Origin of the sequence: Streptomyces sp. A012304 (assembly GCF_026008495.1) — a bacterium.
In the GTDB taxonomy this organism is placed as follows: domain Bacteria; phylum Actinomycetota; class Actinomycetes; order Streptomycetales; family Streptomycetaceae; genus Streptomyces.
The window spans coordinates 31,330-33,033 of record NZ_BQUN01000116.1 but is presented as its reverse complement, the minus strand read 5'-3'; the positions used below and the strand labels follow the sequence as shown (position 1 = coordinate 33,033).

General features: G+C 69.4%; 2 protein-coding genes. One reads left to right on the top strand and one right to left on the bottom strand.

Going from position 1 to position 1,704, the window contains the following annotated elements; all coding sequences use genetic code 11:
* On the top strand, positions 1-1,025 hold a 1,025-nt coding region (locus tag ALMP_RS30990), incomplete at its 5' end, for a DUF2637 domain-containing protein (protein WP_264934423.1).
* Positions 1,026-1,082: 57 nt separating this feature from the next.
* Here ALMP_RS30990 and ALMP_RS30985 read toward each other — a convergent pair.
* The coding region (locus ALMP_RS30985) for a transposase (protein ID WP_264934421.1) at positions 1,083-1,704 on the bottom strand (622 nt) is incomplete at its 5' end.

Genomic DNA, 1,704 nt, shown 5'->3' with positions numbered 1-1,704 from the left:
AGACGGCGTGGCTGCTGACCGCCGCCACGATCGCCTTCAACGGCGCGGCCGCCTGGCCCGACCCACTGGGCGTCGGCATGCACGCGGTGATCCCGATCCTGTTCGTGGTCTCCGTCGAGGCGGCCCGGCACGCCATCGGCCGCATCGCCGACATCACGGCCGACAAGCACATGGAGGGAGTCCGCCTCACCCGCTGGCTCCTCTCCCCCGTCCCCACGTTCCTGCTCTGGCGCCGCATGAAGCTGTGGGAGCTGCGCTCCTACGAACAGGTCATCAAGCTGGAGCAGGAACGTCTCGTCTACCAGGCCCGGCTGCGCTCCCGCTTCGGCCGGGGCTGGCGCCGCAAGGCCCCCGTCGAATCCCTGATGCCCCTGCGCCTGGCCCGCTACGGCGTCCCCCTCGCCGAAACCGCCCCGGCGGGCCTGGCGGCAGCAGGAATCGAACCGGCCCTGCTGCCTCCGGCACCCCCACGGCAGGACATGCCGACGGCAGCCGAGCTGCCCCCCGCAGCCGCGGGCGATCGTGCCGCCGGGGCGGCACCCGCCCCCCAGGAAGCGGCACCTCAGAGCGAGCAGCGCCCCGTCCCGCCCCCCAGCCCCGACGCGGAGCCGGAGTACATACCCGGGCCGGAAGAGAGCCCCTGGTTCCAGGCAGCCCCGCACGAGGTCGAATACCACGGCGGCTACGACCCGTCGTACGACCCCGACCAGTACCCCCGGTGGTACGAGGAGGAGCCCCCGGCGGAGGAACCCTCTCCCGAGGAGACCGGCAGCTTCCCCATCCCGGTGAGCCCCGGCCGCACCCGCGAACTGGGCGAGGGCGGCGGCACCCCCGACCCCACCGAGGACGACTACTACCAGGTCTTCAAGAAGTCGATCGACGGCAGCTACCCCACCTCGGGCCAGCTCAGGGACGACGTGGAGGCGACCTACGGCATCACGATCCCGCCGCGCGAAGCCGAACGCATGGTCAACCGCTTCACCAACCGCCACACGGCGGAACTACAGGAAGACCACATCGCTTGACATGCTCCTCGCCCTGAAGGGCGAGGATTCTGGCCTTCTCGACTGGTTGCTGTGCCGCTAGGCGGCACGGTTTCCGGTCGGGAATCCGTGGCTTCCTGTTTCTTCGCGCTGTGCCGGGATCGCTCCTGGTCTTACCGGCGCTCCGCAGGCCGATACCGCCAGTCCGGCGGCCGTCTTCACATTGAGTGCGGCATTGTGGTCCCGGTCGTGGACGGTGCCGCAGGCGCTACAGGTCCATTCCCTCACGTTCAGGGGTTTGGGCCCGTCCTTGACCCCGCACGTGGAACAGACCTGACTCGTCGGCTCGAACCGGCCGATCTTGATCAGAGTGCGGCCGTACCGGGCGGCCTTGTAGGTCAGCATGCTGATGAACGAAGCCCAGCCCGCGTCGTGCACGGACTTGGCCAGCCTGGTGCGCGCCAGCCCCGCCACCGACAGGTCCTCCACGGCGATCCCTTGGTTCTCGGAGATCAGCTTCGTGGAGAGCTGGTGGTGGAACTCACGGCGTGCGTCGGTGACCTTGGCGTGGGCACGGGCGACCTTGAAGCGGGCCTTGGCGCGGTTTTTGGAGCCTTTCTGCTTGCGGGACAGCTCCCGCTGGGCCTTCTTCAGCTTCTTCTCCGCGCGCCGCAGGAAACGCGGGGAGTCGATCTTCGTGCCGTCGGACAGGACCGCGAAG